Source organism: Gottfriedia sp. NPDC057991, from assembly GCF_042886615.1.
Classification (GTDB): domain Bacteria; phylum Bacillota; class Bacilli; order Bacillales; family Bacillaceae_G; genus Gottfriedia.
In genome coordinates, this window is the sequence record NZ_JBHVQN010000001.1 from 618348 (window position 1) to 640881 (window position 22534).

Annotated in this window: 21 protein-coding genes and 3 tRNA genes; 21 read left to right on the forward strand and 3 right to left on the reverse strand. The window is 32.1% G+C overall.

From position 1 onward, the window contains the following. Positions 1 to 408: 408 nt before the first annotated feature. The 4 genes from ACFVR2_RS03005 to ACFVR2_RS03020 all read left to right on the forward strand — a co-directional run bounded on the left by ACFVR2_RS03005 (position 409) and on the right by ACFVR2_RS03020 (position 4374). On the forward strand, positions 409 to 1458 hold the full coding sequence (locus ACFVR2_RS03005; protein ID WP_387358788.1) for a sulfate ABC transporter substrate-binding protein: 1050 nt from the start codon (positions 409 to 411) through the stop codon (positions 1456 to 1458). Positions 1459 to 1565: 107 nt separating this feature from the next. Further along, positions 1566 to 2396, forward strand: coding sequence for a sulfate ABC transporter permease subunit CysT (cysT, locus tag ACFVR2_RS03010; RefSeq protein ID WP_387358790.1), 831 nt, complete (start codon positions 1566 to 1568; stop codon positions 2394 to 2396). Positions 2397 to 2398: 2 nt separating this feature from the next. Then, positions 2399 to 3280 (forward strand): sulfate ABC transporter permease subunit CysW, encoded by an 882-nt coding sequence (gene cysW, locus ACFVR2_RS03015; RefSeq protein ID WP_387358792.1) that lies wholly within the window; start codon positions 2399 to 2401, stop codon positions 3278 to 3280. Between the two features lie 11 nt (positions 3281 to 3291). Then, positions 3292 to 4374, forward strand: coding sequence for a sulfate/molybdate ABC transporter ATP-binding protein (locus ACFVR2_RS03020; protein ID WP_387358794.1), 1083 nt, complete (start codon positions 3292 to 3294; stop codon positions 4372 to 4374). Between the two features lie 59 nt (positions 4375 to 4433). On the opposite strand, the gene ispG is transcribed toward ACFVR2_RS03020, so the two are convergent. The 3 genes from ispG to ACFVR2_RS03035 form a co-directional block, all read right to left on the reverse strand. Then, entirely contained in the window at positions 4434 to 5525 is a 1092-nt protein-coding gene (gene ispG / locus ACFVR2_RS03025) for a flavodoxin-dependent (E)-4-hydroxy-3-methylbut-2-enyl-diphosphate synthase (RefSeq protein ID WP_387360431.1), read from the reverse strand. A 126-nt stretch (positions 5526 to 5651) separates the two neighbouring features. After that, complete coding sequence (locus tag ACFVR2_RS03030) at positions 5652 to 5984, reverse strand: hypothetical protein (RefSeq protein ID WP_387358796.1); 333 nt, start codon at positions 5982 to 5984, stop codon at positions 5652 to 5654. Positions 5985 to 6101: 117 nt separating this feature from the next. Further along, positions 6102 to 6860: a DUF1189 domain-containing protein gene (locus tag ACFVR2_RS03035; RefSeq protein WP_387358798.1), complete on the reverse strand. Its 759-nt coding sequence runs from the start codon at positions 6858 to 6860 to the stop codon at positions 6102 to 6104. 312 nt (positions 6861 to 7172) lie between these two features. Between ACFVR2_RS03035 and ACFVR2_RS03040 the strand changes: the two genes are divergently transcribed. The 17 genes from ACFVR2_RS03040 to ACFVR2_RS03120 all read left to right on the forward strand — a co-directional run bounded on the left by ACFVR2_RS03040 (position 7173) and on the right by ACFVR2_RS03120 (position 22488). Next, positions 7173 to 7247: transfer RNA gene (locus tag ACFVR2_RS03040), tRNA-Asn, on the forward strand. A 12-nt stretch (positions 7248 to 7259) separates the two neighbouring features. Next, positions 7260 to 7336: transfer RNA gene (locus ACFVR2_RS03045), tRNA-Met, on the forward strand. A gap of 12 nt (positions 7337 to 7348) precedes the next feature. After that, positions 7349 to 7438: transfer RNA gene (locus tag ACFVR2_RS03050), tRNA-Ser, on the forward strand. 235 nt (positions 7439 to 7673) lie between these two features. After that, on the forward strand, positions 7674 to 8282 hold the full coding sequence (locus ACFVR2_RS03055) for a superoxide dismutase (protein ID WP_387358800.1): 609 nt from the start codon (positions 7674 to 7676) through the stop codon (positions 8280 to 8282). A 117-nt stretch (positions 8283 to 8399) separates the two neighbouring features. Next, positions 8400 to 9617: an MFS transporter gene (locus ACFVR2_RS03060; RefSeq protein WP_387358802.1), complete on the forward strand. Its 1218-nt coding sequence runs from the start codon at positions 8400 to 8402 to the stop codon at positions 9615 to 9617. A gap of 102 nt (positions 9618 to 9719) precedes the next feature. Next, complete coding sequence (locus tag ACFVR2_RS03065) at positions 9720 to 11879, forward strand: peptidoglycan D,D-transpeptidase FtsI family protein (protein WP_387358804.1); 2160 nt, start codon at positions 9720 to 9722, stop codon at positions 11877 to 11879. Positions 11880 to 12127: 248 nt separating this feature from the next. Beyond that, positions 12128 to 12955 (forward strand): phosphate ABC transporter ATP-binding protein PstB, encoded by an 828-nt coding sequence (gene pstB / locus ACFVR2_RS03070; RefSeq protein WP_387358806.1) that lies wholly within the window; start codon positions 12128 to 12130, stop codon positions 12953 to 12955. 23 nt (positions 12956 to 12978) lie between these two features. After that, positions 12979 to 13632 (forward strand): phosphate signaling complex protein PhoU, encoded by a 654-nt coding sequence (gene phoU / locus ACFVR2_RS03075; RefSeq protein ID WP_387358808.1) that lies wholly within the window; start codon positions 12979 to 12981, stop codon positions 13630 to 13632. A gap of 137 nt (positions 13633 to 13769) precedes the next feature. Further along, positions 13770 to 14756 carry a nucleotidyltransferase family protein gene (locus tag ACFVR2_RS03080; RefSeq protein ID WP_387358810.1) on the forward strand — a complete coding sequence of 329 codons (987 nt, stop codon included), beginning with the start codon at positions 13770 to 13772 and terminating at the stop codon, positions 14754 to 14756. 85 nt (positions 14757 to 14841) lie between these two features. Continuing rightward, complete coding sequence (gene rpmG / locus ACFVR2_RS03085; protein ID WP_056475024.1) at positions 14842 to 14991, forward strand: 50S ribosomal protein L33; 150 nt, start codon at positions 14842 to 14844, stop codon at positions 14989 to 14991. A 112-nt stretch (positions 14992 to 15103) separates the two neighbouring features. Further along, positions 15104 to 15667: a 5-formyltetrahydrofolate cyclo-ligase gene (locus ACFVR2_RS03090; protein WP_387358812.1), complete on the forward strand. Its 564-nt coding sequence runs from the start codon at positions 15104 to 15106 to the stop codon at positions 15665 to 15667. Between the two features lie 208 nt (positions 15668 to 15875). After that, the gene (locus ACFVR2_RS03095; RefSeq protein WP_387358814.1) at positions 15876 to 16829 is read left to right on the forward strand and encodes an L-lactate dehydrogenase; all 954 of its coding nucleotides are present in this window, start codon (positions 15876 to 15878) and stop codon (positions 16827 to 16829) included. A 108-nt stretch (positions 16830 to 16937) separates the two neighbouring features. Beyond that, positions 16938 to 17684 (forward strand): M15 family metallopeptidase, encoded by a 747-nt coding sequence (locus tag ACFVR2_RS03100; RefSeq protein WP_387358816.1) that lies wholly within the window; start codon positions 16938 to 16940, stop codon positions 17682 to 17684. Between the two features lie 111 nt (positions 17685 to 17795). Beyond that, the gene (locus ACFVR2_RS03105; RefSeq protein ID WP_335408122.1) at positions 17796 to 17999 is read left to right on the forward strand and encodes a YqgQ family protein; all 204 of its coding nucleotides are present in this window, start codon (positions 17796 to 17798) and stop codon (positions 17997 to 17999) included. A gap of 57 nt (positions 18000 to 18056) precedes the next feature. Beyond that, positions 18057 to 19031: an ROK family glucokinase gene (locus ACFVR2_RS03110; RefSeq protein WP_387360433.1), complete on the forward strand. Its 975-nt coding sequence runs from the start codon at positions 18057 to 18059 to the stop codon at positions 19029 to 19031. A 299-nt stretch (positions 19032 to 19330) separates the two neighbouring features. After that, positions 19331 to 21223 carry an LTA synthase family protein gene (locus ACFVR2_RS03115; protein ID WP_387358818.1) on the forward strand — a complete coding sequence of 631 codons (1893 nt, stop codon included), beginning with the start codon at positions 19331 to 19333 and terminating at the stop codon, positions 21221 to 21223. 332 nt (positions 21224 to 21555) lie between these two features. Then, positions 21556 to 22488 (forward strand): M14 family metallopeptidase, encoded by a 933-nt coding sequence (locus ACFVR2_RS03120; RefSeq protein ID WP_387358820.1) that lies wholly within the window; start codon positions 21556 to 21558, stop codon positions 22486 to 22488. Positions 22489 to 22534: the final 46 nt, after the last annotated feature.

Consider the following 22534-nt stretch of genomic DNA (forward strand, 5'->3'; position numbering starts at 1 on the left):
AATGAGTATACAATGAGGAATATATAAAAAGTGAATAATAAGAGAAATAATTTAAAAAATTCTAAAATCATAGTTGACACATAGGAATAGTATGTTTATTATTAAGCTTATATAAAAAATCAATATGGCTGATTGGAAGACCAAAGGCCCTTAACTATTTTCATTAGTTAAGGGTCTTTTTGCACTTTAAAAAGGATAAATTGGCAGCGATGAAAGAGTACTCGGAGAAGCTGTCAATTATAGGAATAAAGTATAAGTGCAACTACGTCTCTGCCTTTGCCTAAAAGGCTAGGCAACCGACGAGTTTTCTTTATATTTGTGCCTTAAAGGGGAGATTTTAATGTGTTGAAGTGTAGAGATCGGTACAAATAAAAATCGGAAAATTGAAATTGAGAGGGGCAGATCATTATGGGGGCAAAGAAATGGATTATTAGCTCTGTAGTTGCTGTATTAGCAGTTTCGGGAGTGTTATATGCGACCTTGAAAGACGATAAATCTGAAGCAACTAATACTGAAGCAGCAAATAAAAAAGTGGAATTGTTAAATGTTTCTTATGATCCAACTCGTGAATTATATGAAAATTATAATAAAGCATTTAGTAAATATTGGGAAAAAGAACATAACCAAACTGTCACAATTAAACAGTCACATGGTGGTTCTGGAAAACAAGCTAGGGCAGTAATCGACGGTTTAGATGCTGATGTAGTTACACTAGCTCTTGGATATGATATTGACTCGATCAATGAAAAGGCACAACTATTATCCCCTAATTGGCAAAAAGAATTTGAATACAATTCAACCCCTTATACATCAACAATTGTTTTTTTAGTGAGGAAAGGAAATCCGAAAAATATTAAGGATTGGGATGATTTAACGAAAAAAGGAGTTCAAGTAATTACTCCAAATCCAAAAACTTCTGGTGGTGCAAGATGGAATTATTTGGCTGCTTGGGGCTATGCAGACAAAAAATATAATGGTGATGAGAAAAAAGTAAAAGCATTTATGAAGAAATTATATAAAAACGTTCCGGTTTTAGATACTGGGGCACGTGGTTCAACAACTACATTTGTTGAAAAAGGAATTGGAGATGTATTAATAGCATGGGAAAATGAAGCATTACTTTCAGTGAAGGAACTAGGTGAGGGGAAATATAAAATTGTTTACCCTTCGATTAGTATTCTAGCTGAACCACCTGTTGCGGTTGTTGATAAAAATGTGAAGGAAAAGAAAACTGAAGCAGTGGCGAAGGGCTACTTATCTTATCTTTATAGTAAAGAAGGTCAAAAGATCATTGCCGAAAATTATTATCGTCCGAGAGATAAAGAGATTCTCGCTAAATATAGTAAACAATATCCTAACCTTCCATTGCTAACAATTGATAAAGATTTCGGGGGATGGGCTAAAGCTCAATCGAAGCACTTTGACGATGGTGGAGTATTTGACCAAATTTATCAATAATCACGTAATTGGAAAATAAAGAGGACATTGGACTTTATTGGGCGTTTTACTAGAGCTTAAGCCAAGTCTTCTTTATTTGATTTTTATTTTAAGGAGGATTGACATAATTGTTTAAGAAGCGAAAAAGAATCCTACCAGGATTTGGATTAACCTTTGGATTTTCAATATTATATATAAGCTTTTTTATTTTTCTTCCGGTATCGATGCTGTTCTTACATTCTTTCGATATAGGTTGGTCTAAATTTATAAAAATCGTGAGTGAACATAGAGTACTAATGTCTTATAAAGTAAGTTTTGGAACTGCTTTTATTGCTGCGATTATTAACGCTGTTTTTGGTTTATTAGTAGCTTGGGTGCTTGTACGTTATCGTTTTCCTGGAAAACGAATTGTAGATGCATTCATTGATTTACCTTTTGCATTGCCGACGGCAGTTGCAGGTATTACTTTAACAACATTGTATTCTCCTGATGGTTGGGTTGGAAAATTTTTCTCCTTCAAAATTGCTTATACACCACTCGGGATTATTATAGCTCTTACATTTATTGGGTTACCATTTGTAGTAAGAATGGTTCAACCTGTTCTTGAAAATTTTCAAAAAGATGTTGAGGAAGCAGCGGCAAGTCTAGGTGCAAACCGTTTTCAAATTTTTTGGAAGGTAATTTTTCCAGGGATTTTACCAGCATTATTGACAGGATTTTCTTTAGCATTCGCAAGATCATTAGGGGAATATGGGTCTGTCGTGTTTATTTCGGGAAATATGCCTATGAAGACTGAAATTACACCTTTGTTAATTATGACAAAATTGGAGCAATATGATTACTCGGGTGCAACCGCACTTGCAATAGTATTATTAGTAACTTCTTTCTTACTCTTATTGATCATTAGTATTTTTCAGAGATACGCAAATCGTGCTTTTGTTCAAGGGGGTAAGGGTTAAGAATGGAAAGAGAATTTAAGATTGAGAGAAAAATAGAAATGAGTGCAAGTACTGAGAAAAGAGCAAAATTGAGCGTCAATACGATTCCAATCATTTTAATCAGTATTGTCATACTTTTTTTAGCGCTATTTTTATTTCTTCCATTAGTTTCAATTTTTATAAAGGCTTTACAAGATGGTTTTGGAGTTTATAAAGAAACGATTGTAAATGATGAGACATTAGCAGCAATTAAATTGACGTTTTTAGTAACGATTATTACGTTACCGCTTAATGCGATTTTTGGCGTTTCGATTGCGTGGGCTACAACGAAATTTAATTTTAAGGGAAAAAATATATTAGTAACTTTAATTGAATTACCTTTTGCAGTGTCACCGGTTGTTGCAGGATTTTTATTTGTTCTTTTATTTAGTCCGAATAATGGGATTTTTGGTGGTTGGTTAAAAGAACATAATTTGAAAATCATTTTTTCAACTCCAGGAATTGTTTTAGCAACAATTTTTGTCACATTGCCTTTTGTAGCGAAAGAATTAATTGCGGTTATGCAGGCAACAGGGAGTGCTGAAGAAGAGGCTGCACTAACTTTAGGTGCGAACGGATGGCATATTTTTTGGAAAGTGACACTTCCGAAAATTAAATGGGGACTTTTGTATGGCGTTATATTATGCAATGCAAGAGCGGTTGGAGAATTTGGTGCTGTTTCAGTTGTATCTGGACATATTCGCGGAGAAACAATTACAATGCCACTGCATATTGAAAATTTATATAATGAGTACCAATTTTCACAAGCATATACAGTTGCGTCACTTATGTCCATTTTTGCGATTCTGACATTAGTTATTAAAAATATAATTGAATGGAAAGTTCTAAAGGAAGAGAAACAATAGGAGAGGATTGTATGTCAATTAAAGTTTCAAATGTAATAAAAAGCTATGATAATGAAACTGCCTTAAAAGGAATTGATTTAAATATAAAAAAAGGGGAATTGGTTGCTTTATTAGGTCCATCTGGGTCGGGTAAAACAACATTGTTGAGAATCATTGCAGGTTTAGAAAATCCAGATTTGGGTGAAATATTTTTTGAAGATCAGGATGTAGCAAATGTGCAAGTGAAAGAAAGAAATGTAGGATTTGTATTCCAGCACTATGCTTTATTTCAGCACATGACTGTTTTTGATAATATTGCATTTGGTTTAAAAGTTAGACCAAGAGCTACACGTCCTTTAAAAAGAACAATTAATGAGAAAGTGATGGAATTGCTCTCATTAGTAAAATTAGAAAGCTTTGTTAATCGATTTCCTTCTCAATTATCTGGTGGACAAAGACAACGTGTTGCATTAGCTAGAGCATTGGCTGTTGAACCAAGTGTATTATTATTAGATGAGCCATTTGGAGCATTAGATGCAAAAGTTCGAAAAGATTTAAGAAGATGGTTACGTAAACTCCATGATGAAATTCATATTACTAGTATATTTGTAACACATGATCAAGAGGAAGCTCTTGAAGTTGCAGATCGAGTTGTCATTATGAATGGCGGGATGATTGAACAAATCGGAACACCTGAAGAAGTTTATCATACGCCAGCTAGTCCGTTTGTTTATGATTTTCTTGGCAAAGTAAATTTATTTCATGGAAGGATAAATAAGGGCAGCTTAATAAGTGGAGGATTAGAAATCCCATTACCAGAATTAGTTGAACAAGATCATAAAGAACATAAAGAGGTTACGGGTTATGTTCGTCCTCATCAAATTACAATCGAAAAATTTGAAACAAATCAAACTTCGATCAGTGCAATCGTAACCCATATTCATGCTGTAGGACCGATCGTATATGTGGAAGTCCTTCGAGAGGATACAAATGATTATGTTGAAATCGAACTCATGAACGAATTATTCTACGAACTAAATATTCAACTTGGAGAAAGGGTATTTGTTCGTCCTAATGAATTGAAGGTATTTATTCCTCAGGATTATTCGATTTGACAAGATAGGAAAAGAATAAAAAAGGTTAAGGAGCAGTGTCCTTAACCTTTTTGTTATTATTAACCTTTTGCTGCTTCTAGTTCAGCTAGTTTTTCTTTTGCTATGATGTCAATTTCGCGTTTTAGTTCTTCGACCATAGTTGCTTCTGGTACTTTACGAACGATTTCCCCATGGCGGAATAGTAATCCTTCACCACGTGCTCCAGCAATACCGATGTCTGCTTCACGTGCCTCACCAGGACCGTTTACTGCACATCCTAGTACGGCAACTTTAATTGGTACTTTTAGTGTTGAAATGTATTCTTCAACATCATTTGCAATACTAATTAAGTCAATTTCAATTCGGCCACATGTAGGGCAAGAAATTAATGTTGCAGCGTTTGAAGATAAACCGAAAGACTTAAGTAATTCTCTTGCAACTTTTACTTCTTCAACTGGATCTGCGCTTAATGAGATACGCATTGTATTTCCGATCCCTTTATTAATGATTGCCCCTAAACCAGCGGCACTCTTAACTGTACCAGCAAACAAAGTACCTGATTCAGTAATACCTAAATGTAAAGGATAATTGAATGCTTTTGAAGCTTTTTCATAAGCCTCAATTGCTAGATTTACATCTGATGCTTTCATCGATACGATGATGTCATGGAAATCTAAATCCTCAAGAATTTTAATGTGATGTAATGCACTTTCAACCATTCCATCAGCAGTTGGGTAACCATATTTCTCTAAGATTCGTTTTTCTAATGAACCAGCATTAACACCGATACGAATAGGAATTCCTTTAGCTTTAGCAGCATTTACTACTGCTTCAACTTTTTCTTTACGACCAATATTACCTGGATTAATTCTAATTTTATCTACTCCGCCTTCAATTGCTTTTAAGGCTAATTTATAATCAAAGTGTATATCTGCAACAAGTGGTATGTTAATTTGTTTTTTAATATCAGCGATTGCATTTGCAGCTCTTTCGTCTGGTACTGCAACTCGAACAATCTGACATCCAGCTTCTTCAAGTCGTTTAATTTCTGCAACTGTTGCTTCAACATCGTGTGTTTTTGTTGTTGTCATACTTTGGATTGAAATTTCATTTGCTCCACCAACAACTACATTACCTACTTTAACTGCACGTGTTTTACTTCTATGTGTAATTTCGTTCACGAGTAACTCGCTCCTTCAAAAATAACTTTATTTCTATTTTGTATAAATCTACATTATCATATTTTCTTCATGATTACTCATTTTATCAACTGGTTCTAAAGAAATATAACACAAATTTTACTTATTGGAAGAGTAAATTGGGAATTTATATGATTTTCCACTTTGAATTTTAGTAGGTGAAAGTCCATCATTTAACGCACTAAAATCTTCTGTAATTTGGCTGATTGGCTGGTTAAAATCAGGGTTCAGATTTTCGATAATTCCTAAAACAGTGTCACCGTTTTTAACTTGAATTTTTTCATATTTTGGAAGTGAAGTTGATTTTGTTTCTGATTTTGTTGCTTTTGCCACTGTAGCAATATGTTTAGTTGGGATCGTCCCTACTTGAAGGTCAAAGAATATTATATATGCAAGCAATAAAGAACCAAGTAAAAAAGCTATTTTTTTCATTAATAAACACTCCTTTTGTAGACTATATGCTTGTCCACAACGAATATTCCTATTAGGAGCTTTGACTAACAAATTTTCAAACAAAAAAAAGAAGTGTGAAACACACTTCAGTAAACATTATTTTTTAGAAGGTAAATTTTTAATTGTTAATGTGTACATACCAACTGTTATTAAAATAAAAATTAAAGTTTGGAATGGGATATTTATTTTCAATAATCCTAGCAATAAATAGATAACTGTAGGTAATGTTAAGCTATACGAAACCATTGCAAAGCGTTGTCTAAAAGGCAAGTGCTTAGTCGACTTAAATAAAGCTGTTAAAAACGCTAATAATGTAGCAACTATAAATATGAAGATACAAGAACCTAAATAAAATAGGAAAAATAATGCGATTAAGAATACTGGAAGAGCTTCTTTTATACTTTTAATAAATTTTGAAACTTGCGTTTTGTGTATTTCTTTAGATTTTAATGAAGGATAAGGATAATCTTGTTCGCCTTTATCATTTTTAATAACTAGTCTATTTTTTAATACAACAAATGCATACTGTTCATTTTTTAATTTTGAAGGTATAACTGTTTCATTTGGATAAAAAGCATATTTATATTCACCGATATTTCGTTCAAACGGCGTATTGTCGTTAATTGTTAAAGATCCTTTGTTTAAAGAAATCGACTGAATATTATCTTTAAGCAAGTCAGAAACATTGTTGACCTGAAGCTTCACATCTTTTACTAATGAAAAGAATCCCGGAAGAGTATATAAAATTGCTAGTAGGAAAAGAAAAAAGATTGTTTTACCGATTTTTTGGAGTCTATATCTTGATATTGTTTTTGGAGAGTATAAACTAAACCAAAATTGTTTAAATATATTCATAAACTCATCCTTTCTTATTATTGTTATTTCACTTCCCGAAATTTATTATGTAACTTTCGGGCTATTTTGTATATTATAATCTTTTTTTGGAAATTGAATATTAAACTTTAATTAAAATGATAAGAGTAAATAAGAAGAGAAAAACAATGGTTTAAGGTTTGAATTTAAGTTTGGCTTTAAATATCGTTAAAACAATTTATTTTCAATAAAAAATAGTTAATATAAATTAATAATGAAAAAAATAAAAAAAGTGTTGACGTTTAGTTTGAAACATGATAAATTAAATATTGTCTTAAGGACAACAAGAATTATTCCGCAGTAGCTCAGTGGTAGAGCACTCGGCTGTTAACCGAGTGGTCGTAGGTTCGAACCCTACCTGCGGAGCCATTTATATAGTTTGGCGGTGTAGCTCAGCTGGCTAGAGCGTACGGTTCATACCCGTGAGGTCGTGGGTTCGACTCCCTCCGCCGCTACCAATATTTTATTATGGAGTAATACCCAAGTCCGGCTGAAGGGATCGGTCTTGAAAACCGACAGGGGTGTAACAGCCCGCGGGGGTTCGAATCCCTCTTACTCCTTAATTAGTGAAAAAGTCTTCAACTATAATGTTGGAGACTTTTTTCGATGTGGTTATTAAATTAACGAATGATGAGTTTAAATCTTCTAAAATCCTCTTCGCCTAATCTTAATTTTTCTTCCAAAAATTAATCTTTTTTACTTTCTTTCCCTTTTCTGAGCATTACTATTGAAATCTTTCAGTTTATTTGATAACTTTAAATTGAAATTCACTATTATCTTTGGGAGGAAATAAAAATGTCAAAATTTGAATTACCACAATTACCTTATGCTTATGATGCATTAGAGCCACACTTTGATAAAGAAACAATGAATATTCACCACACTCGTCACCACAATACATATGTAACGAACTTAAACGCTGCTTTAGAAGGTAAAGAAGTAGCTGCTTCTTCAATTGAAGAATTAATTTCAAACTTAGATGCACTTCCAGAAGGTATCCGTACAGCTGTACGTAACAATGGTGGTGGACATGCTAACCATAGCTTATTCTGGACTTTATTAACTCCAGAAGGCACTGGCACACCAGTTGGTGAAGTTGCTGAAGCAATTAACGCTAAATTCGGTAGCTTAGATGAGTTAAAAGCTGCTTTCACTCAAGCTGCATTAACTCGATTCGGTTCTGGTTGGGCTTGGTTAGTAGTAAACAATGGTGAGTTAGAAGTGACTAGCACAGCTAACCAAGATTCACCATTAATGGAAGGCAAAACTCCGATCTTAGGTTTAGATGTATGGGAGCATGCTTACTACTTAAACTACCAAAACAAACGCCCTGACTACGTTGGTGCATTCTGGAATGTAGTAAACTGGGAAAAAGTAGAAGAATTATACCAAGCTTCTAAATAATTTATAAAAAACGAACACTACTTAATTTATTTAAGTAGTGTTTTTTTTAATGTTTAAAAAAAGGATAAATTTTCATTTACTCGGAAAACTAGTTCATGAGACAAAGGAGAGTTTATGATGAGTAAGTGGAAATTTTTATTAGGTGACGTAGATTTAAATAAAGACTTAATTCTTTTACTGAGTGTTGGTGGATTGTTTACTTTAGCGACAGCTTTATCTAGCACATTTGTAAATGTTTATTTATGGAAGCAATCAAATAATTATTTACCAATTGCTTCGTATCAATTTTCGATTGCGTTTTTTCAAGCTCTTACATTCATAATTACAGGTAGATTAGCTAAAACAATCGATCGAGTTGTCATTTTAAGAGTAGGTATTTCTTTTTTGGCAGTATTCTATATAGTCGTTTTACTATTTGAAACGAAAACATTATTAGCAACAATTATGATTGGAGCAATTTTAGGTATTGGGAATGGCTGTTATTATTTAGCGTTTAATTTATTAACATTTGAAGTAACAGAACCAGAAACTAGACAATTTTTTAATGGTTTTTTAGGTCTAATTAATTCTTTTACGGGAATGCTTGGCCCTTTTATAGCTGGAGCGGTTATTTCTTCAATGATTGGAAACAAAGGTTATCATTTTGTGTTCCTCGCTGCAGTCATTTTATTTGTATGTGCAGTTGTCTTAAGTTGTTTTTTAGTTAAAAGGGAACTTGATAGTGAGTTCAATATTAAGCGTGTCATTCTAGAAAGAAAACTAAATGAAAATTGGCGAAAAGTTACACATGCTAATTTCTTTCAAGGGATTCGTGAAGGGATTTTTATGTTTGTTATTTCGATTTATATTTTCTTATCTACAGGGAGTGAATTCGCATTAGGGAAATATGGATTAATTACATCGTTAATTAGCTTTATTACCTATTATATTGTTACAAGAATTATAAAAGAAAATTTTAGAATGAAAGCGATCTTTATTGGTGGTTTACTTTTATTCAGCGCTGTTTTTGTAATCGCTTTTAAAGTTACTTTTCCATTATTAATAATTTATGGAGCAATAATTTCTTTGGCATATCCAATCATTTTAGTACCTTACTTATCTTTAACATATGATATAATAGGAAAATCGTATAAGGCTAGGGAATATAGAGTGGAATATATCGTAATACGTGAAGTGTATTTAAATAGTGGTAGAATGTTTTCAATTGCAGTTTTCATTGTATGTACTAAATTATTTCCACCAGAACAAGTTATTCCTTTATTAATGTGTATATTTGGTGCAGGACACTTTTTGGTCTATTTCGTAATGAGGAAATTAGAATATAAGCATGCTTAAGTATTGTCACTAAATTGTCAAAAACTTAGCAGTGATTCTTTTTCCAAATCATTAAAATATTAATATGTAGAATTAGTAATTGTAGAAAAAAGAGGAGAGAAAATGAATAAGCCTAAGAAATATAAAATCACATTACCCACACGACTAAATACACTATTTTTTCTTGTGTTTGTCTTATTTTCTTTTTTAATTCTAAGATTAGGTGTCGTACAAATTGTTAAAGGTGAAGACTATAAATTAGAATTAGAACGTACAGAAAATATGACTGTCGATCAAGCTGTACCAAGGGGAAAAATTTTAGATCGTTACGGAAAGGTTGTCGTAGATAATACGCCTTTACGTACAATTACGTATACAAGAAAAAAAGGGACAACTTCAGGTGAATTATTAACAATGGCTACAAAGTTAAAAAGTTATCTTAAGATGCCAACTAATAAAATAACTGAACGAGATCGAAAAGATTTTTGGTTATTAACCAATCCTGAAGATGCAAAAAATCTAGTATCAAAAGAAGAAGATAAAACACTAAAAGCTCAATATAAAGATGATGACGCTTCTTACAATAAAGCTTACTATAATTTACAGCTTGATAAAATTACAGCAGATGAAATCAATTCATTTAATGCAAATGACCTGCAAATACTTGCAATTTACAAGCAAATGAGTGCTGGGTATGCACTAACTCCACAAACGATTAAAAGTGAGGGAGTTACTGAAAAAGAATATGCAACAGTTAGTGAACATTTGGATGAGCTTCCAGGTGTAGATGTAACGACAAATTGGGAAAGAAAATATGTTTATGGTGATACATTCCGAACAATTTTAGGTAATATTACTTCTGAAAAAGAAGGTTTACCTGCTCAAAATGTAGATTATTATTTAGCACGTGGTTATGATCGTAATGATCGTGTAGGAAAAAGTTATATCGAAAAACAATATGAAGATGTTTTACGTGGTACAAAAGGTAAGGCACAAAATGTTATTGATTCAAATGGTAATGTTGTTGATACGAAAGTGATTACAGAAGGGGAACCTGGAAGTGATTTAATGCTATCAATTGATATTGAACTTCAAGGTAAGGTTGATGAAATTGTAAAAAGAGAGCTTTTAAAAGCTAAAGCAACGTCAAATGGTCGATATTTGGACCGTGCATTTGTTACGATGATTAACCCGAATACGGGTGAAGTTTTAGCAATGTCAGGAAAGCAGATTGTTAAAGACAAAAAGACAGGAAAAAATAAAGTTGTAGATTACGCAACTGGAAATCTTACTTCATCTTATGAGATGGGTTCAACAGTAAAAGGTGCTACTCTTTTAACTGGTTATCAAACTGGGGCAATTACTCCAGGACAAAGGCAATTCGATACACCGATTAAAATTGCAGGTACACCAGTAAAAGCGTCATATAAAAACTTTGGATGGATTAATGATTTAGATGCATTAAAGTACTCATCAAACGTTTATATGTTTAGAACGGCAATGGCTATTGGACATGCACATTACGTAGAGAATAAGCCTTTAGATATCGACGTTAAAGCGTTTGATACATTCCGAAACAGTTTCAGTCAATTCGGACTTGGTGTTAAAACTGGAATTGATTTACCAAATGAAGCAATTGGATTTAAAGGTGTAGACAAAAACCCAGGTTTCCTACTAGATATGGCAATTGGGCAGTATGACACTTATACGCCACTTCAATTAGCTCAATATGTTTCTACAATTGCAAATGGAGGTTACAGAATTCAACCACATGTTGCGAAAGAATTGAGACAACCTTCAATCGGCGATGATACTGGTGTCATTAAACAAGAAATTAAGCCTAAAGTATTAAATCGTATTGATATGAAACAATCATACATCGATCATGTTAAACAAGGTTTTATAAAAGTATATAACGAGACTGGTGGTACTGCTCGAAAATACTTCATAGGTGTAGACTATAAAATAGCGGGTAAAACAGGTACAGCCCAATCATTTTACGATGGTCCAGATCGTAAAAAATACAATGGGCCACAAAAAACTTATAATGAAACATTGATGGGATATGCTCCATATGACAATCCTGAAATTGCATTTGTAGTAGTAGTTCCTTGGTTACAAACTGACCAAGCGCCAGTAAATAAATACATTGGCCGAGATATTATGGATGAATACTTTAAATTGAAAAAAGAAAGACAATCAATTTATAATGACGAACCAAAAGACAATATAGATAATCAAGACACTCAAGATACTCAAAATACTCAAAATAATAATCAATAAGAAGAGAAGGGGTTAAACCCTTCTCTTTTTTATTTGGAAAACTCCTTTCTACATCCTTCCTTCACCTTCTTTAACTTATTTACATAAACTTTACATTCGGTTAAAACAGGTTTAATAGTTTGAGCATATGATTATTCATGTAACGTATTACTGAATTTAAACGATTATAAATTTTATCTATTGTTTAGTTAATATTTTATCTATCAAAAATAGAAAGCTTCCTTTAGGATGAGAGGAGATCGAAAGTTATGACAATGACATTAAATAGAGAGAATACAATTAAAAACGATGATATTGAAGAGACAAATACAAACGTAAAAAAATCAATTGTTTATGATACTCAAGATTTGAATTTATGGTATGGACAAGATAAAGCATTAAAAAATATAAATTTAAGTATTTATGAGAATGAAGTTACTGCAATTATTGGACCTAGTGGATGTGGTAAATCGACTTATTTAAAAACGTTAAATCGTATGGTTGAATTAGTTCCTTCAGTTCGTACAGAAGGGAAGATTCTTTACCGCGAACAAGATATTTTCGATAAATACTATCCTGTTCAGGAATTAAGAACGCACGTAGGAATGGTATTTCAAAAACCAAACGTATTCCCTAAATCAATCTGGGAAAATGTTGCATATGGACCAAAAATACATGGAATTAAAGATAAAGCTACATTAAACCAGATTGTTGAAAAAAGTTTAAAAGGCGCAGCAATTTGGGATGAAGTTAAAGATCGTTTACATGAGAATGCCTTTGGTCTTTCAGGAGGGCAACAACAACGATTATGTATCGCGCGCTGTCTTGCGATTGAGCCAGATGTTATTTTAATGGATGAGCCTACTTCAGCACTTGATCCTATTTCAACTTTAAAAGTTGAAGAGTTAATTCATGATTTAAAGAAAGATTTTAGTATTATTATTGTTACGCATAATATGCAACAAGCTGCTCGTGTTTCTGATAAAACTGCTTTCTTTTTAAGCGGTGAAGTAGTTGAGTTCTCAGATACAAATAAACTGTTCTCAACACCTAAAGATAAACGTACTGAAGACTACATTACTGGACGATTCGGATAATAGAAGGGAACAGGTGAAAAGAGATGAGAAATCAATTTGAAGCAGACTTAAAATCATTACAAGAAATGATTATCGAATTGGCTGAGAAAACAAAAAAAGCGGTCATTAAAAGTATGGAGGCATTTCGTACTGAAAATATTGAACTAGCTTTAGAAGTAATTGATGAAGATGATCGCATCAATAAATTAGAAAAAGAAGTGAATGAATTAATTTTAGTGATTATTACAAGACAACAACCAGTTGCTGTCGACTTAAGAAGAAATTTAACGGCTATTAAGATTGCTCATGATCTTGAACGAGTTGCAGATTATGCAGTAAATATTGCAAAATCGACAATTCGTATTCGTAGTCGTCAAGAAAACTTACCATTAGAGAATATAGAAAAAATGCATGAACTTGGCTTAGAAATGTTAACAAAAGCTACAGAAGCATACCGAACAGAAGATTTACAAGCTGCTAAAGAGATTGGTGAAATTGACGATATCGTTGATGAACTATATGGAACAACTGTTAGAACTCTAATGACAAGTATTGCAAATTCACCTGAGCATGTATCAAATATCATGCAAATGGCATTTATTTGCAGATATCTTGAAAGAATTGCAGATTATGCAACAAATATTGCAGAGAATATTTATTATTTAGTTAAAGGGAAACATTATTTATTAAATCAATAAATATAAGACGATTGTTTATAACAGTAAAATATGTTAAAAGGGTGTTCAGACAAAATTTACCTGAATGCCCTTTTGTCATATTTGTGTAATATAAAGCATACTTCTTTAACTAGTAGAAGATATTGAGGTGGTAATAAATGAAGGTTGTTATTTTAGCTGGAGGATATGGTCAAAGGCTTTTACCGATTACTAACAACATTCCTAAGCCACTATTACCAATCGCAAATAGAGCGGCAATTGAGCATTTAATATTACATTTAACAAGACTTGGGTTTAATGAATTTATCATTCAGCTTCATTATATGTCCCAAGCTATAATCGAGACGATCAATGCAATGAAATTAAAAAATGTTTCAATTGATTATATTATAGAAGAAAAAAGTTTAGGTTCAGCTGGTTGTTTAAGACTGTCTAAGCATTTTCTTAATGAACCCTTTCTATTAGTGAATGGTGATATTTTATTTGACGGTGATATTAGAGATGCATTAAAAACTCATTTTGAAAGTAAAAGTAAATTTTCTATGTTTGTAAAACAAGTTGATAAATGTGGATCATACGGAAATGTAAAAGTAAAAAATGGACAAATAATCGATTTTATTGAAAAGCCGAATGAAGGTAGTGAAATTAGTAAATTAGTTAATACTGGAATTTATATTATGAACCCTGAATTATTAATTCAAATTCCAGAAAATCGTTATTTTGACATTAGTAATGATCTGATTCCTTTATTGTTAAAATATAATATAGGTTTAAATGCTTTTCATTTAGAAGGTTATTGGATTGATTATGGGACACCTAGAAGGTTTGCAAAGTTGAATGTAGATTGGATTGAAGAGAAATTAAACTTACCTATTCCTGCTGTTCAAATATTACCGAGAATCTTTTTAGGTGAGCATGTAACGATAAATAATAATGTTAAGATTGTTTCTCCCGTTATTATTGGGAATGATGTTACGATTGAAGAGAACTGTGTAATTGGCCCTTATGTGTCGATTAGTTCTAATATACGAATCGATCAAGGTAGTGTATTACATCATCAAGCTGTGTTTCAAAAATATACTCTGAATTATGAGAATAAGTTTGTACATAATTCAATAAAAAAAATTTCAAAAGAAATACATTGAATCAATAAAAACTATGGAAATTATCGCGAAAGAATGTTATTATATACAAGTCTGATTATGTCACTATGTCAGGAGGGAAAATAAAATGCGCGTAAATATTACATTAGCATGTACAGAATGCGGAGATCGTAACTACATCACTACTAAAAATAAACGTAATAACCCAGACCGTCTTGAGCTTAAAAAATATTGCCCAAGACTTAAAAAAGTTACAGTTCATCGCGAAACAAAGTAAACAGTAGGAATTTTCCTACTGTTTTTTTTATATTTAAATACTTATAATTTAAATTAGAATACATTTTATTAAACTCTTGAAAACTTGATCCTGACTTAAGGAGGACATTATTATGGAAAAAAAAGAAATTAGAAATTCTATGATGAAAAACTTGAAAAATGTTTCATTATCGGACAGAGACGAAAAGTCAAAACAAATTATCGAAAAATTATTTAGTACAGAACAAATGAAGAATGCAAATATAATAGCAACAACAATGCCAATGGAGCATGAAATAAATACTAAGTATTTAATAACTACTTGCTGGAAAATGAATAAATCAGTTGTTGTACCTAAATGCAACCATGAAACTAGAGAAATGCATTTTTACAAAATCAATTCATTTGATGATTTAAAGAAGGGCTATTTTGGAATACAGGAACCAATTGAAGAAAAATGCGATAAAATAAGGAAAGAATTTATTGATTTAATAATTGTTCCTGGCGTAGCATATACAAAAAATGGTGAACGACTAGGATATGGTGGTGGTTATTATGACCGCTACTTAGAAGATTATAATAAACAACTCTTAGCCTTAGCTTATGACATCCAAATCATTGATGAACTACCGACAGAAAAACATGACATTAAAATGCCGTTGGTTTTAACAGAATCAAGAATCATAAAAGCGATTTAATAAGTGCATAATGTGACACGATTTGTTTGAAAATAAGTAAGACTTAATTAGAGTCTTATTGGTAAACCAAATTTGTACACAATGAATTTGTGTGCGACTGAAATTGTAACAATTTTGTAAAAAGTTTCACAAACTTTGAGCGGATTTACATATATAATATAGAAGTCCCAATTACTTACACTTTTATAACACAAATGAGGTGGATATTATGTTACACAAAGAAGTAAATCGTGTCGCACTTATCGGAACAGGCGCAGTTGGAGCTAGCTATGCTTTTGGTATGTTAAATAAAGGTGTTGCGGAAGAATTAGTTATGATTGATTTAAATAAGGATAAAGCGGAAGGAGACGCAATGGATTTAAGCCATTGTCTACCTTTTGTAGATTCTAGAACAAAAATTTGGGCTGGAGATTACAGTGATTGTAAAGATGCAAGTTTAGTCGTCATTACAGCTGGAGCAGCTCAAAAACCAGGAGAGACTCGGTTAGATCTAGTTGCAAAAAATTGCGCTATTTTTAAAGGAATCGTTGGAGATATTATGGCTTCAGGATTTGACGGTATCTTTTTAATTGCTACAAATCCAGTAGATATTTTAACTTATGCGACTTGGAAATATTCAGGATTACCTAAAGAAAGGGTAATCGGTTCTGGTACAAGTTTAGATACTGCACGTTTTAGATATATGCTGGGTGATTATTTTAATGTTGATGCAAGAAATATTCATGGTTATATTATCGGTGAACATGGCGATAGTGAACTACCAGTTTGGTCGACAACAACTGTTGGTACATCACCAGTACACCACGTATTAAAGAAAAATCCACAATACAGTCAAAGAGAGCTTGATGAAATCTTTTTAAATACACGAGATGCTGCATATCACATTATAAAGAAAAAAGGTGCAACATACTATGGAATTGGAATGGGCTTAGTTAGATTAACAAAAGCGATTCTAAAAAATGAAAATAGTATTATTACGGTTTCTGCATATTTAGATGGACAATATGGAGAACATGATCTATATATTGGCGTTCCAGCAGTAATTAATCGTGGTGGAATTCGACAAATCATTGAACTAGATTTAAATGAATTAGAGCAACGTCAGTTTAAAAACTCCGTAGACACATTAAGAAAAACGATGGAACCTATTTTTAGCTTGTAAAACTAAGACCTCTTTCTAATTGAAAGAGGTCTTAGTGTATAGATTATTTGAAAAATAAGCCATTTTTTAATATTGTTAAAGTAACAAAAAGATGTTAAGGAGGTAATTTTGAAAAAGATAAATGGTAAGTACGCATGGGTTTTAATAATATTTATCATAATTATTATTGGACTAGCTCTATTTTTTAGAAATCAAAATTACTTCAATAATCAGAAGACATCGCTGAAATTTCCTAGTTACGATGATACAGCAGTAGAAGTTGAGGATGGATTATTAGCTGTAAAGAATCCTACATCTAATTTAGTATTAGTTAATAAAGAAAGAAAGCTACCAGATGGGTATGAGCCACCGGATTTAGTTTATCCGATTGTTCCTTTACATGGTGTAAACAAAGATAAGACATTAATGAGGAAAGAGGCAGCTCATGCTTTAGAAAAATTATTTGAAAGAGCAGAAAAAGATGGCATAAAGCTTACTCCAGTTTCAGCATATCGCTCTTTTGATCGACAAAAAAGCTTGTATAATTATTATGTACAAATTCATGGTGCAGATTGGACGCAATCTTTTAGTGCTGTTCCTGGTACAAGTGAACATCAAACTGGATTATCAATAGATGTATCATCTCCAAACTTCGGTAACAAGCTTGAACAAGCATTTGGAGAAACGAAAGAAGGAACTTGGCTTGCAGACCATGCACATGAATTTGGATTTATCATTCGTTATCCAGAGGACAAAGTAAAGATTACAGAATACAATTATGAACCATGGCATATAAGATATATCGGAATAAAATACGCTACATATCTCTATAAACATGATTTAGCTTTAGAGGAAGTAATGAAGCCTAAAAAATAATTATAAATGCCCATAAAATTAATAGTTTGTTTGGTATCTCACATTGACGAGTAATCGTTTCCAACTTATACTTATTACATGTTTAGAAAGATAAAATAATAGGAGTTAAGTATGAAATCCGTATATGATATTCAACAATTTCTAAAGAGTTATGGCACCTTTATTTATACAGGTGATCGATTAGCTGACTTAATGTTAATGCAAGATGAGCTAAAAGAATTATTTTTAGCGAATATACTCGAAAGTAAAGATTTACAAATTGCTACTATGATATTAAAGAAAGAAATGGATCAAGTAAAAAATAAAACGGTTTGAAGAAATCGTTTTTTTTTAGAATCTATTGCAAACGATTTCACTGCGAAGGGAGAAGGCATAATGTCTAAAATGATTGTAGGTGTAGATTTAGGTGGTACAAGCATTAAATTAGCATTATTAACAAATAACGGGGAATTCATCGATAAGTGGGAAGTACCAACTGATAAATCTGATAGTGGTAAGCATATTCCTAAAACAATTACCATTGCAATTGAAGAAAAACTTAATCAGATGGATAAAACAAAAGAAGATATCGCTGGAATCGGTATTGGAGCTCCAGGTTCGGTTCGATTAGAAGATGGACTTATATTTGCAGCAGTAAATTTAGGGTGGGTTAACTATCCATTAAAGGAAATTCTCGAAAAAGAATCAGGTATTCCAGTAATCGTTGATAATGATGCAAATATAGCAGCTGTTGGCGAAATGTGGAAAGGTGCTGGGAATGGAGCAAAAGATGTAGTAATGGTCACACTTGGTACAGGAGTCGGCGGAGGCGTAATTGTAAATGGTGATGTTGCGCATGGAATTAGTGGATCTGCAGGTGAAATTGGCCATATAACAGTACAACTTGAAAATGGAGTATTATGTAACTGTGGAAAAACGGGATGCTTAGAAACAATTTCTTCAGCTACAGGAATTGCAAGAATAGCAAATGAGAAGTTACAAAATACGACAAAAGAGACAGTTTTAAAAGAAATGTCGAATGATTCGCCATTAACAGCAAAGGATGTTTTTGAAGCTTATTCAAATGGAGATGAAGTTGCAGAAGAAATCGTTAATCATGTAATGAAATATCTTGCTTTAGTTTTAGCCGGAGTTGGAAATACATTAAATCCTGAAAATATCATTATTGGTGGCGGAGTATCAAATGCAGGTGATTTGCTATTAAGACCACTAAAGAAATATTTTGACGAATTTGCTTTTACTACAGTGCGTGATTCGACAAAACTTTCAATTGCCAAGTTAGGGAACGATGCAGGAGCAATTGGAGCTGCATATTTAGTAAAAAAATTTATTACTAATGAAATTTAACTTAAATTTAAGGTGCTTCTAATTGAAGTGCCTTATTATGTTTATTGTATTGAATTGAAAAAAAAATTAGTTATTTGACGACGGAACTAGTTTATGATAAATTGAATGACGTTAGAAAAAAACCTAAGGTACGTCAGATAAAATTTTTTTGATCCATACATTAGTAGCTAATAATTGTATGAATCATTTCAAAAATTCTTGGTATTAAAATGCCAATAAAATAGATATGTGAAATGCCAAACATTGTTTTTATATTAGATAAAATAGATTAATAGTCTTAACAAGAGGAGGAACAGAATATGTGGAAAAAGTTTATTAAAAACTTTGGATTCCCGTTACTTGCTGTATTCCTTTTATGGATTAAAGCAACGATTCTAAGCCAATTTTATTTTGATTTAGAAATTGAAAATTCAATGCAAGAATTTATTTTAATAATTGCTCCTATATCTTCATTATTAATATTTATAGGTATATCTCTTTTTGCAAAAGGACCAAAACGAAATAGAGCAGTTATTTGGATTACTATTATCATGTCCTTTATATTAGTAGCCGATACGGCTTATTATTCATTCTTTGACGATTTCGTAACGATCCCAGTTTTATTTATGACACGAAACTTTGGTGATCTAGGTTCAAGTGTTAAAGCAATGATCAGCTATAAAACAATCTTAGCCTTTTCAGATATTTTTATCTTAATTGCAGTTAATTATTTCTGGGGTAAAAAATTCTTTACTACTGGTAACATTAAAGGGAAAGCTAGAACAGCTTATTTCTTAGTAGCGGTTGCTATTTTCTTAGTTAACCTTGGTTTAGCAGAAACTGAACGTCCACAATTATTAACGCGTTCATTTGATAGAGAATACATTGTTAAATTCTTAGGATTATACAATTACCATTTATATGATATGGTTATTCAATCAAAAACATCTGCTCAAAAAGCGATGGCTGATGATAGTCAATTAGCAGGAATCGAAAACTTTATTCGTGCTAACGATACAGGTGTGAATGCACAATTACATGGTAAATATAAAGGTAAAAACGTTGTTGTAGTTTCATTAGAATCATTACAAAATTTCGTAATTGGACGAAAAATTAATGGACAAGAAATAACTCCTTTCTTAAATAAATTTACGAAAGAAAGTTATTATTTTGATAATTTTTACCACCAAACTGGACAAGGTAAAACATCTGATGCTGAATTCTTAATTGATAATAGTTTATTCCCATTAGATCGTGGTGCTGTATACTTTACAAACAGTAGTAATACGTTTACTGCTACACCAGCGATTCTTAAACAGGATCAAAATTATTACACTTCAGTAATGCATTCAAATAATAAATCGTTCTGGAACCGAGATATGATGTATCCAAGTCTAGGTTACGATCGCTATTATAATGAAGTTGACTTTAAAGTATCTGCAGCTACTTCAATTGGCTGGGGACTAAAAGATAAATATTTCGTTGAACAAGCAGTAGACAAAATGGTAGCAGAACCAAAACCGTTCTACAACCGTATGATTACACTTACTAACCATTATCCATTCGAATTAAATGATGAGGATTTAATGATTCCACGTTTAAAAACTGGAGACCAAACTGTTGATAATTATGTAACAACAGTACGTTATTTAGATGAATCAATTAAGCATTTCATTGAAGAAATGAAAGCAAAAGGTTTATATAACAATACAATCATTGTTATGTATGGTGACCACTATGGTATTTCTGAAAACCATAACCGTGCAATGAGTGAAGTATTAGGACAAGACATTACACCTGCAGAACATGTTAAATTACAAAAAGTACCTTTCTTTATCCACTTACCTGGACAAACTAAAGGTGAAACAGTTCATAAAGTTGCAGGTCAAATTGATGTTAAACCTACAATTTTAAACTTATTAGGTGAAGACCCAAATAAAACATCGATCAACTTTGGTAATGATATTTTCTCTCCTAAACACAAAAACTTTGTAGTTTTCCGTGATGGAACCATTGTTACTGATAAATATATTTACACTGGTGAGAAGATGTATGATCCGAATACTGGTGAAGAATTAAAAGGTCAAAAACCACCTAAAGAAGACTTAGCAAAAGCTAATAAATCACTTGAGTATTCAAACTCAATTATTTATAAAGATTTACTTCGTTTCTATGAAGTTAAATATAAAAAAGCTGATACGAAGTTTGAATAAACATGAGAAGCACTTCCTGAATGGGAGTGCTTTTTTACATTATTGAAAACAATCTTGTCAATTAATGATCAAATTATCGTAAAAGAAGTAGAGTGATGTTGATTTCCATTGCAGGATGATCGCTTTCCATGGGGCGAGATTCTTGAGCCTCCTCGGCAAGCCTGTGGGGTCTCAGCCTTCCCGCTTATCCCATAGGAGTCGAGATTCACGAAGCTTTAATAATTCAATATGACAATGTTAAAACGCTAAATAAAGCACTTCCTAAACGAAAGTGCTTTTCTTTATTTTAATTACATACAATTAACTAGAAAATAACTGATGAGGTGAAAATTTTGTATAAAAACAATCGACCTTTATCCTTTCATCCAAGAAGATACGATTTTAATGAACTTTCGAAAGATATTAGTTTATTAGTTCAAGAATTTTCTTTTCTTCGTTTAAATACAATTGGGCGGAGCGTATTAAATCAACCTATATATGAGATTCAAATTGGAAATGGAAATAGAAAGGTACATTGGAATGGTTCGTTTCATGCAAATGAATGGATTACAACCTGTGTAATCATGAAAATGCTTTATTGGATATGTAACACCTTAACAACTGAGGAGTTGCCATTTCATAAAGAATTATTAGCTTTATTTAGTGAAAATACCTTGTCGATTGTTCCAATGGTTAATCCTGATGGGGTAAATTTAGTTATAAATGAAGCTGTTGAACAAAGTGATTATATGGAATTTGTTCACAAAATTAACGAAGGAAATGACGGTTTTACTGGATGGAAAGCGAATATTAGAGGAGTTGATTTAAACAATCAATTTCCTGCAAATTGGGAGTTTGAAAAAGAAAGAAAGAAACAAAAAACATTCTCTCCTAGAGACTTCCCGGGGGATGCACCATTAACTGAACCAGAAACAATTGCAATGAGTAATTTAGCAATCGAAAGGAAGTTTGATCTTATTTTGGCTTTGCATACTCAAGGTAAAGAATTTTATTGGGGGTATGACAATCTTGAACTGCCTATCTCAGAAGTCTATGCAAATTATTTTTCTAGTATCAGTCCCTATAAGGCAGTAAAAACAATTGATAGCCATGCAGGTTATAAGGATTGGTATATACAAGAATTTAGGAAACCAGGTTTTACACTTGAATTGGGGAAAGGAATCAATCCATTGCCACTCTCTATGTTTGAATCCATTTTTTCAGAGACGTTCCCAATACTGTTAGCGTCATTATTTAATTTAGAAAACCAATTATTCACAAAATAAAAAAGCTGACAATTTTGTCAGCTTTTTTATTTAAGTAACATGTTTT

Bases quoted from the DNA above. Each gene is read 5' to 3' on its own strand.
- ACFVR2_RS03005 (WP_387358788.1), top strand. From the start codon at position 409: ATGGGGGCAAAGAAATGGATTATTAGCTCTGTAGTTGCTGTATTAGCA.
- cysW (WP_387358792.1), top strand. From the start codon at position 2,399: ATGGAAAGAGAATTTAAGATTGAGAGAAAAATAGAAATGAGTGCAAGT.
- ACFVR2_RS03020 (WP_387358794.1), top strand. From the start codon at position 3,292: ATGTCAATTAAAGTTTCAAATGTAATAAAAAGCTATGATAATGAAACT.
- ACFVR2_RS03030 (WP_387358796.1), bottom strand. From the start codon at position 5,984: ATGAAAAAAATAGCTTTTTTACTTGGTTCTTTATTGCTTGCATATATA.
- ACFVR2_RS03035 (WP_387358798.1), bottom strand. From the start codon at position 6,860: ATGAATATATTTAAACAATTTTGGTTTAGTTTATACTCTCCAAAAACA.
- ACFVR2_RS03055 (WP_387358800.1), top strand. From the start codon at position 7,674: ATGTCAAAATTTGAATTACCACAATTACCTTATGCTTATGATGCATTA.
- ACFVR2_RS03060 (WP_387358802.1), top strand. From the start codon at position 8,400: ATGAGTAAGTGGAAATTTTTATTAGGTGACGTAGATTTAAATAAAGAC.
- ACFVR2_RS03065 (WP_387358804.1), top strand. From the start codon at position 9,720: ATGAATAAGCCTAAGAAATATAAAATCACATTACCCACACGACTAAAT.
- pstB (WP_387358806.1), top strand. From the start codon at position 12,128: ATGACAATGACATTAAATAGAGAGAATACAATTAAAAACGATGATATT.
- phoU (WP_387358808.1), top strand. From the start codon at position 12,979: ATGAGAAATCAATTTGAAGCAGACTTAAAATCATTACAAGAAATGATT.
- ACFVR2_RS03080 (WP_387358810.1), top strand. From the start codon at position 13,770: ATGAAGGTTGTTATTTTAGCTGGAGGATATGGTCAAAGGCTTTTACCG.
- rpmG (WP_056475024.1), top strand. From the start codon at position 14,842: ATGCGCGTAAATATTACATTAGCATGTACAGAATGCGGAGATCGTAAC.
- ACFVR2_RS03090 (WP_387358812.1), top strand. From the start codon at position 15,104: ATGGAAAAAAAAGAAATTAGAAATTCTATGATGAAAAACTTGAAAAAT.
- ACFVR2_RS03095 (WP_387358814.1), top strand. From the start codon at position 15,876: ATGTTACACAAAGAAGTAAATCGTGTCGCACTTATCGGAACAGGCGCA.
- ACFVR2_RS03105 (WP_335408122.1), top strand. From the start codon at position 17,796: ATGAAATCCGTATATGATATTCAACAATTTCTAAAGAGTTATGGCACC.
- ACFVR2_RS03115 (WP_387358818.1), top strand. From the start codon at position 19,331: ATGTGGAAAAAGTTTATTAAAAACTTTGGATTCCCGTTACTTGCTGTA.